This window comes from Mycobacterium sp. E796 (genome assembly GCF_001672815.1).
GTDB lineage: Bacteria > Actinomycetota > Actinomycetes > Mycobacteriales > Mycobacteriaceae > Mycobacterium.
Genome location: NZ_LZKK01000351.1, coordinates 1 through 16,320 on the forward strand (window position 1 = coordinate 1; position 16,320 = coordinate 16,320).

At 69.9% G+C, this 16,320-nt stretch carries 18 protein-coding genes; 9 read left to right on the top strand and 9 right to left on the bottom strand.

Annotated elements, in window-relative coordinates:
* The 3 genes from A5706_RS29015 to A5706_RS29025 form a co-directional block, all read right to left on the bottom strand.
* Positions 1-641, bottom strand: a 641-nt coding sequence (locus A5706_RS29015) for a hypothetical protein (protein ID WP_068139109.1), incomplete at its 3' end; no start/stop codon positions are given.
* A gap of 10 nt (positions 642-651) precedes the next feature.
* Positions 652-1,167, bottom strand: coding sequence for a mycothiol transferase (locus A5706_RS29020; protein ID WP_068139112.1), 516 nt, complete (start codon positions 1,165-1,167; stop codon positions 652-654).
* Between the two features lie 10 nt (positions 1,168-1,177).
* Positions 1,178-1,546 (bottom strand): VOC family protein, encoded by a 369-nt coding sequence (locus A5706_RS29025; RefSeq protein WP_068139114.1) that lies wholly within the window; start codon positions 1,544-1,546, stop codon positions 1,178-1,180.
* 47 nt (positions 1,547-1,593) lie between these two features.
* On the opposite strand from A5706_RS29025, the gene A5706_RS29030 reads away from it, so the two are divergent.
* From A5706_RS29030 to A5706_RS29040, 3 genes are read left to right on the top strand one after another with little or no spacing between them, the layout of a single operon-like run.
* Positions 1,594-3,336, top strand: coding sequence for an amidohydrolase family protein (locus A5706_RS29030; protein WP_068139117.1), 1,743 nt, complete (start codon positions 1,594-1,596; stop codon positions 3,334-3,336).
* A 38-nt stretch (positions 3,337-3,374) separates the two neighbouring features.
* Positions 3,375-4,760: a PPE family protein gene (locus A5706_RS29035; RefSeq protein ID WP_068139125.1), complete on the top strand. Its 1,386-nt coding sequence runs from the start codon at positions 3,375-3,377 to the stop codon at positions 4,758-4,760.
* An 18-nt stretch (positions 4,761-4,778) separates the two neighbouring features.
* Positions 4,779-5,177, top strand: coding sequence for a hypothetical protein (locus tag A5706_RS29040; RefSeq protein ID WP_068139126.1), 399 nt, complete (start codon positions 4,779-4,781; stop codon positions 5,175-5,177).
* Between the two features lie 188 nt (positions 5,178-5,365).
* Here the strand turns inward: A5706_RS29040 and groL are convergent, their stop codons facing one another.
* A complete protein-coding gene (groL, locus tag A5706_RS29045) occupies positions 5,366-6,991 on the bottom strand; it encodes a chaperonin GroEL (RefSeq protein WP_068111372.1) in 1,626 nt (541 codons plus the stop codon).
* Positions 6,992-7,156: 165 nt separating this feature from the next.
* Positions 7,157-7,723: a TetR/AcrR family transcriptional regulator gene (locus A5706_RS29050; RefSeq protein ID WP_068139129.1), complete on the bottom strand. Its 567-nt coding sequence runs from the start codon at positions 7,721-7,723 to the stop codon at positions 7,157-7,159.
* A 103-nt stretch (positions 7,724-7,826) separates the two neighbouring features.
* On the opposite strand from A5706_RS29050, the gene A5706_RS29055 reads away from it, so the two are divergent.
* Positions 7,827-8,741: an SDR family NAD(P)-dependent oxidoreductase gene (locus A5706_RS29055; RefSeq protein ID WP_068139132.1), complete on the top strand. Its 915-nt coding sequence runs from the start codon at positions 7,827-7,829 to the stop codon at positions 8,739-8,741.
* Between the two features lie 18 nt (positions 8,742-8,759).
* On the opposite strand, the gene A5706_RS29060 is transcribed toward A5706_RS29055, so the two are convergent.
* A complete protein-coding gene (locus tag A5706_RS29060; RefSeq protein WP_068139133.1) occupies positions 8,760-9,461 on the bottom strand; it encodes a M24 family metallopeptidase in 702 nt (233 codons plus the stop codon).
* 31 nt (positions 9,462-9,492) lie between these two features.
* Here A5706_RS29060 and A5706_RS29065 point away from each other — a divergent pair, with 31 nt between their 5' ends.
* Positions 9,493-9,987: a cupin domain-containing protein gene (locus A5706_RS29065; RefSeq protein WP_068139149.1), complete on the top strand. Its 495-nt coding sequence runs from the start codon at positions 9,493-9,495 to the stop codon at positions 9,985-9,987.
* Between the two features lie 5 nt (positions 9,988-9,992).
* On the opposite strand, the gene A5706_RS33335 is transcribed toward A5706_RS29065, so the two are convergent.
* The 3 genes from A5706_RS33335 to A5706_RS29075 form a co-directional block, all read right to left on the bottom strand.
* Positions 9,993-10,160: a hypothetical protein gene (locus tag A5706_RS33335; RefSeq protein WP_156767397.1), complete on the bottom strand. Its 168-nt coding sequence runs from the start codon at positions 10,158-10,160 to the stop codon at positions 9,993-9,995.
* A 134-nt stretch (positions 10,161-10,294) separates the two neighbouring features.
* Entirely contained in the window at positions 10,295-11,737 is a 1,443-nt protein-coding gene (locus A5706_RS29070) for an NAD(P)/FAD-dependent oxidoreductase (protein WP_068139137.1), read from the bottom strand.
* Positions 11,737-12,213 (bottom strand): VOC family protein, encoded by a 477-nt coding sequence (locus A5706_RS29075; RefSeq protein WP_068139140.1) that lies wholly within the window; start codon positions 12,211-12,213, stop codon positions 11,737-11,739. The genes A5706_RS29070 and A5706_RS29075 overlap by 1 nt, the downstream gene beginning before the upstream one ends.
* A gap of 53 nt (positions 12,214-12,266) precedes the next feature.
* Here A5706_RS29075 and glp point away from each other — a divergent pair, with 53 nt between their 5' ends.
* From glp to A5706_RS29095, 4 genes are all read left to right on the top strand, one after another.
* Positions 12,267-13,472 (top strand): gephyrin-like molybdotransferase Glp, encoded by a 1,206-nt coding sequence (glp, locus tag A5706_RS29080; RefSeq protein WP_068139143.1) that lies wholly within the window; start codon positions 12,267-12,269, stop codon positions 13,470-13,472.
* A gap of 17 nt (positions 13,473-13,489) precedes the next feature.
* Positions 13,490-14,212: a phosphatidylserine decarboxylase gene (locus A5706_RS29085; protein ID WP_231985455.1), complete on the top strand. Its 723-nt coding sequence runs from the start codon at positions 13,490-13,492 to the stop codon at positions 14,210-14,212.
* A complete protein-coding gene (gene pssA, locus A5706_RS29090) occupies positions 14,209-15,072 on the top strand; it encodes a CDP-diacylglycerol--serine O-phosphatidyltransferase (protein ID WP_068139146.1) in 864 nt (287 codons plus the stop codon). Before A5706_RS29085 ends, pssA begins: the two co-directional genes overlap by 4 nt.
* Positions 15,069-16,320: AAA family ATPase (locus A5706_RS29095; RefSeq protein ID WP_156767398.1), on the top strand; the 1,252-nt coding region annotated here is incomplete at its 3' end. The genes pssA and A5706_RS29095, both read left to right, overlap by 4 nt.

Sequence of the window (16,320 nt, forward strand, 5' to 3'; positions counted from 1 at the left end):
GCCCATCCCGCCCCGCCGACGAGCAGCGCCGAGACGCCCAGGCTGGTCAGCGCCTTCCCGCGGCCGCGCGCGGCGGCCAGCGTCAGGAGCGCGCACAGACCGCTCAGGGCCGCCGCGCCGGCGCTGATCCAGGGCCCCCGCCTGGCCAGCGTGCTCAGCCGCCCCGGCCGCACCGACGACGGCATCGACGCCGTGAGCGGCACCGTCAGGTTCGCCGGCACCGTCACGTGGTGCCGGGCCAGCACCTGCTGCATAGCGGCGTCGTTGAGCATCGGGGCCACGTCGATCGCCCATTCCGCGGACCCGTCGGCGGTGAACAGGTAGCGATGCGCCGCCCGGTTCGCGCGGGCGAACAGCGGCGGGAACCCCGGCCCGGCCGTGAACGCGGCGGCGACGTCGTGCACCTCCGAGCCGTCCACCGGGTAACGCCCCCCGCCGTGCGCCGCGATCAGCGCCATGGCCCGGGTGGTGAGTTCGGCCGCCATCGCCGACTGCAGGGCGGGATCGCCGGCGGCGCGCTGCGCCAGCGCGGCGTAACCGTCCTCGCTGACGAGGTTGCGCTGCGCCCACGACGCCGGGATCGCTACGGCCAGGGCGAGCGTGGCGGCCAGCCACAGCAGCACGGTCGCGGCGAATCGCACGCCCTAGAACCTACTGAATGCCCCGCACGTAGGCGGCCTGCCCGAGGTGCTGGGCACAGTCGTCGATGATGCTCACCAGCCGGGCGCTGGCCGTCACCGGCGGGTCCCAGTTGGTGTCGACGACGCGGGACAGCTCGCCGGCGGTCACGCTGGCGATGTATTCGAGGGTCAGCTTGTGCACCGCGTGGTAGTAGCCGGCCAGCAGCTCCGCCGGCGCCTTGACCTTCGCCACCTCGTCGGGGCCGTGCCCGTAGCCGGTGTCGTTGCGCGGCAGGTCCAGCCCGAAGCGGTCCACCCAGCCGTCGCGAGTCCACACCTGCTCGACGCCGGCCACATGGGCGAGCTGTATGTCCTGCACCCGCGCGCTGTGCCAGATCAGCCAGGCGATGCTGTTGGCGTTCGGCGTCGGGCGGTAGTCGGACACCTCGTCGGTCAGCCCGTCGGTGAGCTCGTCGACGTGCTCGATCAACCGGGTGAACGCGTCGCGAAGCAGTTCCTGTGTGGCGGCGTCGCTTTCAGCTCCCATACGGCCGACACTACGCGCCGTGCCAGACCGCCTCGACGTTGTTGCCGTCGGGATCGCGCACGAAAGCGCCGAAATAGCCGGGGTGGTATTCGGGCCACAGCCGCGGCTCGTGCAACGACTCGGCGCCCCGTTCCACGGCCGCCCGGTGAAAAGCGCGCACCGCGTCCTCGTCGGCGGCCGCGAAGGCCAGGTGCACCTCCCGAGCCGGACCCATCCCCGCCCCGTCGGAGATCCAGAACGCGGGCTTGCCGTCGCGGCCGTACCCGATGGCCCGGCCGAAATCCAGTTGCCGCGAGAACCCGAGCACTCCCAGCACGTTGTCGTAAAAGTCCTGCGATTTCGGATAGTCGGCGCAGTTGATTCCGACGTGATCGATCACGGAAGAGATCCTGGCACGACCCACCGGCGCGGTCGTAGATTATTTAGATGACCTACGACCTGATCATCCGCAACGGCAGCATCGTCGACGGGCTGGGCGGTGAGCCGTACGTCGGCGACGTGGCGGTGAAAGACGGCGTCATAGCGGCCGTCGGGTCCGTGAACGGGGATGGCGCCAAGCGGGAGATCGACGCGACCGGCCTGCTGGTCACGCCCGGTTTCGTCGACCTGCACACCCACTACGACGGCCAGTCCATCTGGTCGGAGCGGCTGACGCCGTCGTCGGCGCACGGGGTGACCACGGTGGTGATGGGCAACTGCGGGGTCGGGTTTGCGCCGTGCCGCCGCGAGGACCACGACGTGCTCGTCGACGTGATGGCCGGGGTCGAGGACATTCCCGGCGTCGTCATGACCGACGGCCTGCCGTGGAATTGGGAGACCTTCCCCGAATACATGGACGCGCTGGACGCGGGCAAGCGCGACATCGACGTGGCCGCCTACCTGCCGCACTCGCCGCTGCGGGTGTATGTGATGGGTCAGCGCGGCGCCGACCGCGAGCCGGCCACCGCCGAAGACCTGGCCAAGATGCGGGCGCTGGCCAAGGAGGCGATCGAGGTCGGCGCGCTCGGCTTCGCGTCGTCGCGGCTGACGATCCACAAGACCGAAAGCGGTTCGCCCATACCGAGTTACGACGCCGCCCGCGAGGAGATCGAAGAGATCGCCAGGGGCGTGGTCGACGGCGGCGGCGGCCTGCTCCAGTTCGTGCCGGACATCCCGGCCGGCGGCTATCAGCCGGTGCTGCAGACGGTCTTCGACGTGGCCGAGGACGTCGGGCTGCCGGTCACGTTCACCCTGGTCGTCGCCAACGCCGGCGACCCGACGTGGCCGGACGCCATCACCATGATCGAGAAGGCCAACTCGAGGACGCCCGGGGACGAGCCGCAGGTCACCGCGCAGCTGCTGCCGCGCCCGATCGGGTTGATCATCGGGCTGCAACTGTCCGCCAACCCGTTCGTCCTCTACCCCAGCTACCGCGAGATCGCGCACCTGCCGCTGGCCGAGCGGGTCGCCGAGATGCGCAAGCCGGAAGTCCGCGCCCGCATCCTGGCCGACAAGCCCGGCGTCGGCCACCCCATCCTGTACGTGGCCCAGATGTGGGACTGGATCTTCCCGCTGGGCGACAACCCCGACTACGAGCCCGACCCGTCGACCAGCGTCGGGGCCCGCGCCCGCGCCCGCGGGGTGGATCCGATGGAGGAGGCCTACGACCGGCTGCTCGACGACGAGGGACGCGCCACGCTGCTGGTCGCGACCAGCAACCTGCAGGGCAACTCGCTCGACACCGTCGGCGAGCTGCTGCACCGCGACGACGTCGTGCTCGGGCTCGGCGACGGCGGTGCGCATTACGGGATGATCTGCGACGCCAGCTACACGACGTACTTCCTGGCCCACTGGGCCCGCGACCGCAAGTCCGGGCGATTCACGGTGCCGGAGGCCGTACGCGAGTTGACCTCCGTGCCGGCCCGCGTCGCCGGTCTGGGCGACCGCGGCCGCATTGCCGTCGGCTACAAGGCCGATCTCAACGTCATCGATCACGCCGCCCTGCGGCTGCACAAACCCGTGATCCGACACGACCTACCCGCCGGCGGCCGGAGACTGGACCAGACCGCCGAAGGATATGTGACAACGGTGGTTTCCGGTGAAATAATTGCCGAAAATGGCGTTCCGACCGCCGCGCGGCCAGGGAAGTTGGTCCGGGGCCGAAAGCCTATTCCGGTACCTGGTCGATAACGCCACGAAGGGCGGCCCTCCCCGGTTAAGTTGGGTTAGTGACAAGCCCGCATTTTGCGTGGTTGCCGCCAGAAATCAACTCGGCACTTATCTACGCCGGTCCCGGGGCGGCGCCGCTGCTTGCTGCGGCCGCCGCATGGGATGGGTTGGCCGAGGATCTGGCGTCTTCGGCTTCGTCATTCTTTTCGGTGACAAACGATCTGGCCAACGGTTCGTGGCAGGGCGCGTCGGCGGCCGCAATGATGGCCGTGGCGACGCAGTACGTGAGCTGGCTCAGCGCGGCGGCCGCGCAAGCCGAGGCGGCATCGAGCCAGGCCGCGGCCATTGCGGCCGCGTTCGAGACTGCGGTGGCGGCCACGGTGCAGCCCGCGGTGGTGGCGGCCAATCGCGCCCTGGTGCAGGCCCTGGCGGCCACGGACTGGTTCGGTTTCAACATCCCGGCGATCATGGACACCGAGGCGGCCTACGAGGCGATGTGGGCAACCGACGTCGCCGCGATGTTCGGCTACCACGCCGACGCGTCCTCGGCCGTCGCGCAATTGGCGCCCTGGCAGCAGGTCCTGCAGAAGCTCGGTTTCAACTTCGCCAACGGCCGAATGAGTTTCGGCCCCATAACGATGGGCAATTCGAACATCGGTTTCGGAAACAGCGGCAGCCTGAATGTCGGTTCCGGAAATTCGGGTAACAACAACTTCGGCTTGGGCAACCTCGGAAATAACAACTTCGGCTTCGGCAACAGCGGCAGCAACGACTTCGGGATCGGGCTGACCGGGAGCAATCAGATCGGCTTCGGCGGCTTCAACTCGGGCAGCGGCAACATCGGGTTGTTCAACTCGGGCACCGGCAACATCGGCTTTTTCAACTCCGGCAGCGGCAACTTCGGAATCGGGAATTCGGGCGTTTCGAATACCGGCTTCCTGAATTCCGGATCGGTCAATGCCGGCGTTTTGAACACCGGCACGGCCAACACCGGTTTCTTCCAGGAGAACGGGCTGGGCAGTGCGGAGGCGCTCAACTCCAGCCACTACATGACCGGCGGCGTCAGCGCGGCCAACCTCAGCTCGGGCCTGCTCAACTCGGTCAGCGCGTCGACCGGCGGCCTGGCCCCGGCCGCCGGATCGAGCCTGCTGAGCAACGCCGGCTTCGCCGCGCCGGCCGACGCCAGCGCCCTCGCCAGCGGCCTCGAAGCCGGCCACGCGAATTCCTCGGTCAGCGCGGCGGGTGGCCCCACCCCCACCCCGCCGGCCCTGCGGACCACGACGGGGGCGACCGGCCCGTTCTTCGCCGCCGGCAACGCCGACCCCGGCGTGCGGACCCTGACCGGCCGGGAGTCCAACATCCCCAGCTCCGGGTTCTTCAACAAGGGCGAGCGCGGCCCCGACGTCCCCGACCCCGCGACCAGGGAGCCGCTCCTAACCGACTAGCGGCCTATCCTCGAAGCCATGCGCACGAAGAAAAAGGTCGACGTCGAGCGGCTGGCCGCGGTGCTCCCGGACTTCCCGTTCGCGTACCTGATCACCGTCGGCGAGGACTATCGCGTGCACACCGTGACGGTCGAGCCGCGGCTGCGTGACGGCGCGGTCCTCGACGTCGGGCTCATCGGCGGCCGCACGCGCAGCAACCTCGCGCACCGCCGCGACGTCACCCTGCTGTGGCCCCCGCGGGAGGCCGGTGGCTACTCGCTGATCGTCGACGGCAGCGCCGAGGTGACCGAGTCGGACGACGACACGGTCCGCCTGGGCGTCGTGCCGGAGCGCGCGCTGCTGCACCGCGAGGCCGACTCCCCCAGCGTCGCCAAAGGCTGCCTGCACGACTGCGTGGTGTTCTCGCTGCCGGCCTGACTCTTGGCGCGGGCGCATTGATTGTGAGCTCAGGGCGTTGAGGGTGAAACTACGGCGGAAAAATCGCCGGAATCCGACCCTGGCTTCACACGCAAAGCCGTAGGTTCACACACAACGCCGATCGGCGCCAAAACACGAAAAAGCCCGGCCCACTCGGGTTTCGAGGGACCGGGCTTTTCGTTGACTTACTAGAAGTCCATGCCGCCCATGCCGCCGGTCGGGTCGCCCGCGGGAGCGGCCGCCTTCTCCGGCTTGTCGGCCACGACGGCCTCGGTCGTCAGGAACAGCCCCGCGATGGACGCCGCGTTCTGCAGCGCCGAACGGGTCACCTTCACCGGGTCGGCAACGCCGGCCTTGAGCAGGTCCTCGTACTCGCCGGTGGCGGCGTTCAAGCCGGTGCCGGCCTTCGAGTTGCGGACCTTCTCGGCGACAACGCCGGGCTCCAGCCCGGAGTTGAAGGCGATCTGCTTCAGCGGAGCCTCCAACGCCACCTTGACGATGTTGGCGCCAGTCGCCTCGTCGCCCTTGAGCTTGAGCTCGTCCAGGGCCGGTGCCGCCTGCAGCAGGGCCACGCCGCCACCGGCGACGATGCCCTCCTCGACGGCCGCCTTGGCGTTGCGGACCGCGTCCTCGATGCGGTGCTTGCGCTCCTTGAGCTCCACCTCGGTGGCGGCGCCGGCCTTGATCACCGCAACACCGCCGGCCAGCTTGGCCAGGCGCTCCTGCAGCTTCTCGCGGTCGTAGTCGGAGTCGCTGTTCTCGATCTCGGTGCGGATCTGGGCCACCCGGCCGGCGATGGCGTCCGGGTCACCGGCGCCCTCGACGATGGTGGTCTCGTCCTTGGTGATGACCACCTTGCGGGCCTTGCCCAGCAGCGAGATGTCGGCGGTCTCGAGGGACAGGCCGACCTCTTCGCTGATGACCTGACCACCGGTGAGGATGGCCATGTCCTGCAGCATCGCCTTGCGCCGGTCACCGAAGCCGGGAGCCTTGACGGCCACCGACTTGAAGGTGCCGCGGATCTTGTTGACGACCAGGGTGGAGAGAGCCTCGCCCTCGACGTCCTCGGCGATGATCAGCAGCGGCTTACCACCCTGGATGACCTTCTCCAGCAGCGGCAGCAGGTCCTTGACGGTCGACACCTTGGAGCTGACCAGCAGGATGTAGGGGTCCTCCAGGACCGCTTCCTGACGCTCGGCGTCGGTGACGAAGTAGCCCGAGATGTAGCCCTTGTCGAACCGCATGCCCTCGGTGAGCTCGAGCTGCAGGCCGAAGGTGTTGGACTCCTCGACGGTGATGACGCCCTCGTTGCCGACCTTGTCCATCGCCTCGGCGATCAGGTCGCCGATCGACTGGTCGCCCGCGGAAATGGCCGCGGTGGCCGCGATCTGCTCCTTGGTCTCGACGTCCTTGGCCGACTTCAGCAGGGTCTCGGTGATCTTCTCGACGGCCTTCTCGATGCCGCGCTTGAGGCCGAGCGGGTTGGCGCCCGCCGCGACGTTGCGCAGGCCCTCTTTCACCAGGGCCTGGGCCAGCACCGTGGCCGTCGTCGTGCCGTCACCGGCGACGTCGTCGGTCTTCTTGGCAACTTCCTTGACCAGCTCGGCGCCGATCTTCTCGTACGGGTCCTCCAGCTCGATCTCCTTGGCGATGGACACACCATCGTTGGTGATCGTGGGGGCACCCCACTTCTTCTCCAGGACGACGTTGCGGCCCTTGGGCCCCAACGTCACCTTTACCGCGTCGGCAAGGCTGTTCAGGCCCCGCTCGAGGCCGCGACGGGCCTCTTCGTCGTACGCAATTGTCTTGGCCATTGCGAAGTGATTCCTCCGGATAGGGGATGACACGTCCTGGCCGGGTGCAGTGCCCGCGACGGACGACCAACTTGGTCTCACCGTCCCGACCTAGCACTCACCGGTCGCGAGTGCCAACGTCATTCTTAGCACTCGCCTATGCCGAGTGCAAGAACGGCCCAGGCGTTATCGCTGCGCGCGTAAACCGTCGACGACGACGTCGGTCACCCGCCCGGCCAGCGCCGAGTCGTACGCCTCCATCGCCTGGCAGCCGACCAGGATCGCCTTGAGATCCTGCATGTCGACGTCGCGCCGCGCGGCGCCCGCATCCTGGGCGGCACGCAGCAGCTCGCCGAGCATCGCCTTGAACGCGTCCTCGGCCTCGGGGGCGGCGCAGGCGATGTCGATGCCGTAGCCGGCCAGCGCGTCGGCCAGGCCGCGGTCCGCCGCGCCCCACTGCAGCACCATGGAGCGCAGGAACGCGAAGAGCGCTTCCCCCGGACCCTCGGACTCCAGCAGGGCGCGCCCGTCGTCGACCAGGCGCTGCATCCGATCCTCGATCACCGCCAGAAACAGCGCCTCCTTGGTGGGGAAGTGCCGGTAGACGGTGCCGGCCCCGACCCCGGCGCGGCGGGCGATCTCGTCGATCGGCACCGACAGGCCCTCGGCCGCGAACGTGTCGTAGGCGACCTCCAGCACGCGCGCGCGGTTGCGCGCCGCGTCGGCGCGCAGCGGCCGTGCGGGTTGCGCCATAAGTTCACCTCGAGTCGGTTGACAAAACGGGGCGTGCGTTCCGTATAGTGAGGGACAACCGGAGCGCTCGCCCCGTTTACCTTACTAGTTTAGGAGCTTTCCCATGGCCAAGTGGACCGCCGCGGACATTCCCGACCAGACCGGTCGCGTCGCCGTCATCACGGGAGCGAACACCGGGCTGGGCTACGAGACCGCCCTGGCCCTCGCCGACCACGGCGCCCACGTGGTGCTGGCGGTGCGCAACCTCGACAAGGGCAAGGACGCCGCGGCCCGGATCACCGCGAAGAGCCCGCACGCCGACGTCGCGCTGCAAGAGCTCGACCTGACATCGCTGGACTCCGTCCGCGCCGCGGCCGAGCAGCTGCGCTCCGCGCACGACCGCATCGACCTGCTGATCAACAACGCCGGCGTCATGTACACGCCGAAGGAAACCACCAAGGACGGCTTCGAGATGCAGTTCGGCACCAACCACCTCGGCCACTTTGCGCTCACCGGCCTGTTGCTGGACCGGCTGCTGCCCGTCGCCGGCTCCCGGGTGGTCACCGTCAGCAGCATGGGCCACCGCATCCTCGCCGACATCCACTTCGACGACCTGCAGTGGGAGCGTCGGTACAACCGCGTGGCGGCTTACGGACAGGCCAAGCTGGCCAACCTGCTGTTCACCTACGAGCTGCAGCGCCGGCTCGCCCCGCATGGCACGACGATCGCCGCCGCCGCCCACCCCGGCGGGTCGAACACCGAGCTGGGCCGCTACACGCCCGCGGCGTTCCGGCCGCTCGTCAACGTGTTCTTCAACGTGATTGCGCAGGACGCGGCCATGGGCGCGCTCCCGACGCTGCGCGCCGCTACCGACCCGGGCGTGCTCGGCGGCCAGTACTACGGGCCTGACGGCTTCGGCGAGACGCGCGGCTACCCGAAAATCGTTGGCTCCAGCGCGAAGTCGCACGACGTCGACACACAGCGGCGGCTGTGGGCCGTCTCCGAGGAGCTCACCGGGGTGGTCTATCCGTTCGACTGACCGGCCGGCCCCGCCGGTTCAGGGCAGATCGAGCAGCTGCTCGTAGAAACCGCCGAAGCCACGGACCCGATCGACCAGGTGGATTTCCAGGATCCAGTGGCAACGGCGGCCGGTCGGGTCCGTGCGCCGCATCGGCGTGTTCGAGCCGGGCTTGATGTACCACTCGACCCCGTCCCCGGCGATCTTCTTGTGCGGGAACTCGCCCAGCAGATGGCCCGCGATGTGGCTGCCCCACTCGAAGCCCTCCGCGTGGGCCGCCCCGACGACGTAGTCGAACAACTGGGCGCCGGTGACGTCCGGGTGGTCGTCGAAATAGCGACGCCCGGCGTCCCACACCCGGGGCAGCGCATCGCGGACAGCCGTCTTGTGCGGATCGTCACCCAGCACGAACGTGCGCCCGAAGTCGGCCTCCCACTCCTCGAAGATCGGTCCCAGATCGAGGAAGACGATGTCGTCCTCGGCGATCACGCGGTCCGGCGGGTGTTCCTTGAAGGGCTGCAACGTGTTCACGCCGGCCCGCACGATCCGGCGATGCCAGTGCCGGGTCACGCCGAGCATGTCCGCGGCGAGGCGGGCGATATCGTCGGACAACTCCCGTTCGCCGACGCCCGGGCGGATCATCGTGCGGCGTTCGATCTCGTCGAACAGCTGCGACGCCTTCGTCTGGGCGTCGAGAAGCCGTTCTACGCGCCGTTGTTCGTCGTCAGTCCGCCCCTCCACACCGGCGATGCTAACTGGCAAGCTGGAAAACGTGTCCCTCGTCGTGCCCCCGTATCCGCCGCCGCGCTACACCAAGGACGAACCGGAGATCAGCGCCTGGCTCAGGCGAGCCGACTCGCCGCCGGACTACGAGACCTTCGGGACCAAGTACCACTATCTGGCGAATCAGCAGGCCACCGACGGCGACTACGGCCTGTACCGGGTCGACATCGCGCCGGCCGGCGGTGGGCCCCCGGCGCACTATCACCGCGCGATGTCCGAGGCGTTCTTCGTCCTGTCCGGGACGATGAAGCTCTTCGACGGCAACGAGTGGGTCGACGGCCACCAGGGCGACTTCCTCTACGTCCCGCCCGGCGGCGTCCACGGTTTCCGCAACGAGGCGGACGCGCCGGCGTCGGTCCTGATGTTGTTCGCGCCCGGCGCGCCGCGCGAGGCCTACTTCGAGGGCTTCGCGGCGCTGGCCGACATGACCGACGACGAACGCCGGGAGTGGTTCATCCGCCACGACAACTACTGGGTGCAGTAGGCGGGTTAATGGTGGGCGAACATTCGGTGCCGGGCCGCGATGCGGGCCCCGGGCGCGACGTAGGGTTTGGCCGTGCAGGCTAAGAAGCCGCAGTCGAAGCGGGAAGCGGCGTGGGCGCGGACCAAGATCGAGATGGCGCGCAGCGCCCCGATCAGGGCCGCGGAGCGGGTCAAGCGGCTAAGGCAGGGCAGTCGGCCGGCATCGCCGGCGCCAAACGCCTTGCAGCAGGCCGGAATTGGAGCGCCGGCCCGACACCGGGGCGAGCGCGGGGTGCGCAGGGTTCACCGCCATCGGGACGCGCCGGCCGCTAGCAGGCGAATCGGTAATCGCCGTCGACCAGCTCGCGGGTCCGCTCGAAGAACGTCCGGCCGCTGTAGGGCAACTGGGTGACGACCTTGCCGCTGGGGTGCCGGAAGTAGTTGGTGCAGGCGAGCCAGACCTTGCCGACCATGGCGGCCTGGATCTCGTCGTTGTAGCGTCGCTGCGCCGCGGGCGTGACCTCGATCGTGCGCGCGCCGCGATCGCCCATGACGTCGAGGATGTGGCGGACGAACGTCGTCTGCGCCTCGTGGATGTACAGGATCGAGTTGACGCCATTGGTATTCGGGCCGTACAGCGTGAAGAAGTTCGGATACCCGGCGATCAGCGTGCCGAGGTAGGCCTCCGCGCCCCCGCTCCACTCGTCGCGCAGGTGGCGGCCGCCCGACCCGTACACGTCGATGCTGGCCAGGTAGTCGGCGGCCTTGAACCCGGTGCCGTAGATGACGGTGTCGACGCGGTGCTCGGTGCCGTCGACGGTGCGCACCCCGCGCTCGGTCAGCTCGGCGATGGCCGTCGTCTCCAGGCTGACGTTGGGCAGGGCGAACGTGGGGTACCAATCGCGCGACATCAGCGGCCGCTTGCAGCCGACGGGGTAGTCGGGCGTCAGCTTCGCGCGCAGCTCGGGGTCGGCGACCTTGCGCATCAGATAGCTGTGGGCCAGCTCGGTCGCCTCGCGCGTCTGCGCGGCGTCGACGTCGAAGTCGGATGACTCGTAGGCGTCGAAGGCCTCGTCGCGCAGCTTGCGCGCCGTCTCGGGGTGGCGCTCGAACTCCGCGTGCTGCTCGGGGGTGAACGGGAAGTCGAACCGCGGCGCGATCCAGATCGGTGTCCGCTGAAACACGGTGAGGTGCGCGGTTTCTCGCGCGATCGCGGGCACGTACTGGATGGCGCTGGCGCCCGTTCCGATGGACGCGACCCGCTCCCCGGCCGTCGGCTTGCTGTGATCCCAACGCGCCGAATGGAATTGGCGCCCGCGGAACCTCGCCGCGCCGGGGATGTCGGGCACGTTGGGCACGTCGAGCATCCCGACGGCGCTCACCACGACGTCGAAGTGGTGCTCGGCGCCGTCCCCGGTGCGCAGCGTCCAGCGCCGCTCCCGATCCGACCAGCGCACCGTGGTGATCTCGGTGTGGGGACGCAAATGCGCGGCCAGCCCGTGGTCGGCGGCGACCTTCTCCAGGTAGGCCAGGATCTCGGGCTGGTTGGCGTAGGTCTTGCTCCACCGCGGGTTGGGCGCGAACGAATACGAGTACAGGTGCGAGGGCACGTCGCAGGCCGCGCCCGGAAACGTGTTGTGCCGCCAGGTCCCGCCGAACCCGTCGGCCCGGTCGAAGATGGTGAAGTCGTAGCCGCCGTCGGCCAGCTGGATGCCCATCGCGATGCCGCCGGCACCCGCGCCGATGATCCCGACTGTGATTTTTCGGGGCATCACGCCCCGTATTGCGCGAAGTACGGTCGCTCGGGCCGGCTTTTTTCCACCAGGATGAACACCACGCCCCAGGGGTCGACGAACCAAGTGGTGCGCACCCGCGCGACGTCGGCGATCCCGCTGACCAGGAAGCGCACCCCCTTGCCCTCCAGCTCGGCGCGGGTGGCGTCGAGGTCCTCGCAGATTAGGCCGACGTGCGAAAGGCCGTGATCGGTCAAGGCCCGCTCGGCGGGCAGGCCGTCGACGTTGAGGTATTCGATGACCTCGAGCACCCGGTCGCCGTCGTCGGGGAACCCGACGATGGCCGCCTTCATGCTCGGGTCACCGACCAGCTCTCGCATATCCTCGCGAATGGCGTTACCGCTCATGACGTACGGCGGCGAGAGCACACGCAGGCCCAACACGTCGCGGTAGTACGCGACCGCGGCCTCGCAGTCGGGCACGCACACCCCGGTGTGAGCCAACCCGGTAATCACGTTCTCAACCTTACGTCCGCAACCCGCATTTTTGGGCCTTGGATAATGGCCGGGTGCGGTCTGTCGAGGAGCATCAGCGAGTCGTAGCGGAGATGATCCGTGCCCGCCCGGCGGTCGCGGTCGGGCTGGCCGAGGCCCAGGGGCTGGTGCTGGCCGACGACGTGGTCGCGTCGCTGGCGCTGCCGGTGTTCGACAACTCGGCGATGGACGGATACGCGGTGCGCGCCGAGGACGTCGCGGGCGCCACGCCCGAGCAGCCGGTGATGTTGGAAGTCGCCGAGGACATTCCGGCCGGGCGCATCGACGAGCTGACGCTGCAACCGAAAACCGCGCACCGCATCATGACGGGCGCGCCGCTGCCGGCCGGGGCGACGGCCGTGGTGCCGGTCGAGGACACCGACGGCGGCGTGCAGGCGGTGGCGATCCGGGCGCCGCGTCCGGAGGGCGCGCACATCCGGCGGGCCGGCGAGGACGTCGCGCCCGGCACCACCGTGCTGCGCCGGGGACAGGTGGTCACGCCGGCGGTGCTCGGCCTGGCGTCGGCGCTGGGCATGGCGGCTCTCAAAGTGGTTCCGCGCCAACGTGTTCTGGTGATGTCGACGGGGTCCGAGCTGGTGGCGCCGGGGGCGCCGCTGCGGCCCGGACAGATCTACGAGTCCAACTCGATCATGCTGGCCGGGGCCGTGCGCGAGGCCGGCGCCAAGGTGATCGCCGTCGCGACCGCGGAAGACGATGTCGCACAGTTCAGTTCGATCCTCGATCGCTACGCGGGCGACTGCGACCTGATCATCACCAGCGGCGGCGTCAGCGCCGGCGCCTACGAGGTGGTCAAGGACGCGTTCGGGCGGGACGGCGACCAGGGGGTGGAGTTCGTCAAGGTGGCGATGCAGCCGGGCATGCCGCAGGGCATCGGGCGGGTGGCCGGCACGACGATCGTCACGCTGCCGGGCAACCCGGTCAGCGCGCTGGTGTCCTTCGAGGTGTTCATCCGCCCCGCGCTGCGCCGGGCGATGGGCCTGCCCGACCCCGAGCGGCCGCACCGGCCCGCGGTCCTCGCCGAATCGCTGACCTCGCCGCGCGGCAAACGGCAGTTCCGGCGGGCAATCCTCGATAGCGAAGCGGGGACCGTCACCAGCTACGGACCGCCGGCCTCCCACCATTTGCGGTGGCTGGCGTCGGCGAACGGGCTGCTGGACATCCCGGAGGACGTCGTCGAGGTGTCCGCGGGGACCGAGCTGCAAGTCTGGGACCTCACCTAGTCCGTAAGATGGCCGCCGTGGCAAGACGCCCCCCCACGGTCGGCCCGACCGCCGAGGACCCGGCCTTCAGCCCCCAGCACGCCCTCGAGCTGGTGCGTTCCGCCATTCCGCCGGTGCACCCGGCCGGGCGGCCGTTCATCGCCGCCGGCCTGGGCGTGGCGCTGGTCGGGCGCAACCACCGCTGGCTGCGCCGGGCGGGCCTGCTGACCGCCGGCGCCTGCGCCGGATTCTTCCGCCATCCCCCGCGGGTGCCGCCCTCGCGGCCCGGCGCCGTCGTCGCCCCCGCCGACGGCGAGATCTGCGTGATCGACGCGGCGGCCCCGCCGGCCGAGCTCGGCATGGGCCAGGCGCCGCTGCCCAGGGTCAGCATCTTCCTGTCGCTGCTGGACGCCCACGTGCAGCGGGCCCCCGTCAGCGGTGAGGTGATCGACGTGCAGCACCGGCCGGGGCACTTCGGGTCGGCCGACCTGCCCGCGGCGAGCACCGAGAACGAGCGCACCAGCCTGCGCATCCGCACCGACGCCGGCGCCGACGTGGTGGCCGTGCAGGTCGCGGGGCTGCTGGCGCGCCGCATCGTCTGCGACGCCCGCGCCGGGGACAAGCTGTCGATCGGCGAGACCTACGGCCTGATCCGATTCGGCTCGCGGCTGGACACCTATCTCCCACCCGGCACGGAGCCGCTGGTGAAGGTGGGCCAGCGGGCGGTGGCCGGCGAGACCATCCTGGCCGAGCTGAGATGACCGAAAAGCGCCGGGATAGGCGAACCGCAAGCCTGCAACTGTTGCCCAGCGCGATGACGGTGCTGTCCATCTGCGCCGGCATGACGTCGATCAAGTTCGCCCTCGACGGCAAGCCGATTCCCGCGATGGCGCTGATCGCCGCGGCGGCGATCCTTGACGCGCTGGACGGACGGGTGGCCCGCATCCTGGGTGCCCAGTCGCGGCTCGGCGCCGAGATCGACTCCCTGGCCGACGCGGTGAACTTCGGGGTGACACCCGCCTTGGTGGTCTACGTGATGCTGCTGTCGAAGTGGCCGGTCGGCTGGGCGGTGGTGCTGCTGTACGCGGTGTGTGTCGTGCTGCGCCTGGCCCGGTACAACGCGCAGCAGGACGACGAAACCCAGCACGCCTACCAGCATGAATTCTTCGTCGGGATGCCAGCCCCGGCGGGCGCGGTCTCCATGATCGGCACGATCGCCCTCAAGTTGCAGTTCGGCGAGGGCTGGTGGACGTCGGTGTGGTTCCTCGCGATCTGGATCACCGGGACGTCGATGCTGATGGTCAGCGCGATCCCGATGAAGAAGCTGCACACTGTGGCGATTCCGCCGAACTGGGCGGTTCCGCTGCTGGCGGTGCTCGCGGCCGTCGCGGCGGCCGCGGTGCTGCAGCCCTACATCCTGATCTGGGTGATCATCATCGCCTACCTGTGCCACGTGCCGTTCGCGGTGCGCACCAAGAGCTGGCTGGCCAAACACCCCGAGGTGTGGGACGACAAGCCCAAGGAGCGCCGCGCCGTCCGGCGCGCGGACCGCCGGGCGCAGCCGAGCCGCCGGTCGACGACGCGGCTGGGACTGCGGAAGCCGGGCGGGCGCCTGCGATGATCCCGGCCTCCGGCAGTCAGCTCACGCTCACCGCCAGGCTGAACACCTCCGCCGTCGACTCCCGCCGCGGCGTCGTCCGCATCCACCCCAATGCCGTTGCCGCCCTTGGCATCCGAGAATGGGATGCGGTATCGCTGACCGGATCACGAACGACGGCGGCCGTTGTCGGGCTGGCCGGCCCGGACACCCCGGTCGGCATCGTGCTGCTCGACGACGTCACGCTGTCCAACGCCGGGCTCCGCGAAGGCACCGCGGTCATCGTCAGCGCGGTCACCGTCTACGGCGCGCGGTCGGTGACGCTGTCCGGCTCGTCGATGGCCACCACCTCGATCACGCCCGTCACGCTGCGACAGGCGTTGCTGGGCAAGGTGATGACCGTCGGCGACGCCGTGTCGCTGCTGCCCCGCGACTTGGGCCCCGGTACCTCGACGTCGGCCGCTACCCGGGCGCTGGCCTCGGCCGTCGGGATCAGCTGGACCTCGGAGCTGCTGACCGTCACCGAGGTCGACCCGGACGGGCCGGTCAGCGTGCAGCCGAACTCGTTGGTCAGCTGGGGAACCGGGGTCCCGGCCGTCGGGGGCGCCCACGAGCAGCTTCCCACCGGCACCCCGGAGATCCTCGTCGAGGAGCTCAAGGGTTCGCAGCCGCAGGCCGCCAAACTCGCCGAGTGGCTCAAGCTCTCGCTCGACGAGCCGCACCTGCTCAAGAGCCTGGGCGCGGGCACGAACCTCGGTGTGCTGGTGTCGGGCCCGGCCGGCGTGGGCAAGGTGACGCTGGTGCGCGCGGTGTGCGACGGCCGCCGACTGGTCGAGCTCGACGGCCCGGAGGTGGGCGCGCTGGCCGCCGACGACCGGCTGAAAACCGTTGCCGCGGCGGTGAAGAAGGTTCGCGACGGCGGCGGCGTGCTGCTGATCGCCGACGTCGACGCGCTGCTGCCGGCCACCGCCGAGCCGGTGGCCGCCCTCATCCTCGGCGAGCTGCGCGCCGCCGTCGCCACCGGGGGCGTCGCGCTGATCGCCACCTCCGCCCACCCGGACCAGCTCGACGCCCGGCTGCGCGCCCCCGACCTGTGCGACCGGGAACTGGGCCTGCCGCTGCCCGACGCCGCCACCCGCAAGGCGCTGCTGGAGGCGCTGCTCAAACCGGTGCCCACCGGCGATCTCGATCTCGACGAGATCGCCGGGCGGACACCGGGTTTCGTCGTCGCGGACCTCGCCGCGCTGGTGCGTGAGGCCGCGCTGCGGGCGG